Annotated in this window: 1 protein-coding gene; it reads right to left on the reverse strand. The window is 59.6% G+C overall.

The window, feature by feature from the left end; all coding sequences use genetic code 11:
• The coding region (locus A9K71_RS24565; protein WP_156752764.1) for an amino acid adenylation domain-containing protein at window positions 1-1,183 on the reverse strand (1,183 nt) is incomplete at both ends.

Consider the following 1,183-nt stretch of genomic DNA (forward strand, 5'->3'; position numbering starts at 1 on the left):
GGAAGCCGCGGATCTTCACCTGCTCGTCGTTGCGGCCCAAAAACTCCAGATTGCCGTCCGGCAGATAACGCCCCAGGTCGCCAGTCTTATACAGCCGGTCGCCCTCCACAAACGGGCTGGCGATGAATCGCTCGGCCGTCAGCTCGGGCCGGTTCAGGTAGCCACGCGCAACGCCTGCGCCGCCAATGTAAAGCTCGCCCACCGCCCCGAACGGCACAGGTGCACCATGGCCGTCAAGCAGGTACACCCGCGTGTTCGCAATCGGACGGCCGATCGGGACACGGCGGAATGTCTGACCAATCGCGGTGATCTCGCATACTGTCGCAAAGGTCGTCGTCTCGGTCGGACCGTAGCAGTGAATGAGGCGTACAGGACCTTCTTCTCTTAGCAATCTCAAAAATGAGGGACCGTCACTGGCCTCGCCTCCAGAAAGGAGGTACTTAAGTTGTGCCAACGCTGGAGCGATCAATAACGTATATTTGTTGAATAACGCTGTTGTTAGAAAAAGGGTTGTCACCCGTTGCTGTTCAAGTGACTTGGCAAAATTTGAAGGATTTAAGACGGTCGTGGCATCCAATGCAATAATGCAGCCACCGTTGAGCAACGGCGTCCACACTTCAAATGTGCTGGCGTCGAAGGCGGGATTACCCACCCACGCCACACGATCTCGGGCATCGATCTTCGCATAGCCGTTGTTGATGACGAGCCGGTTGACCGCACGATGAAGAACAACAACCCCCTTGGGAAGGCCGGTCGAGCCGGAAGTGTACATCACGTAAGCGGCAGCCTCGGCGCTCAACGTCAAGCCAGGGTCGGCACTAGACCCAGTCCCAGCCATGAGCGGCTCAATAGACAGAACAGGGATCGTCACATCAACCATTTCATCGACACCCTCCGTAAGCACGAGGCGCGCAGCACAATCTGCCATCAGCCATCCTTGTCGCGCAGATGGAAGAGCGCGATCGATCGGCACATACACTCCGCCCGCCTTGAGGACCGCCAACTGGGCCACGACAAGAGCGACGGAGCGGTCCAGCACTGTCGAAATGCGGTTCCCCGGCTTGACCCCGAGGGCGATCAGATGATGGGCCAGCCGGTTGGCCCGCGCATTGAGCTCGCCATAGCTCAGGCGCTCGTCGTCGCAGACCACCGCCACCGCCTCCGGCGCCTGGCGCACCTGCGC

Source organism: Mesorhizobium sp. WSM3873, assembly GCF_001672445.1.
Taxonomy (GTDB): domain Bacteria; phylum Pseudomonadota; class Alphaproteobacteria; order Rhizobiales; family Rhizobiaceae; genus Mesorhizobium.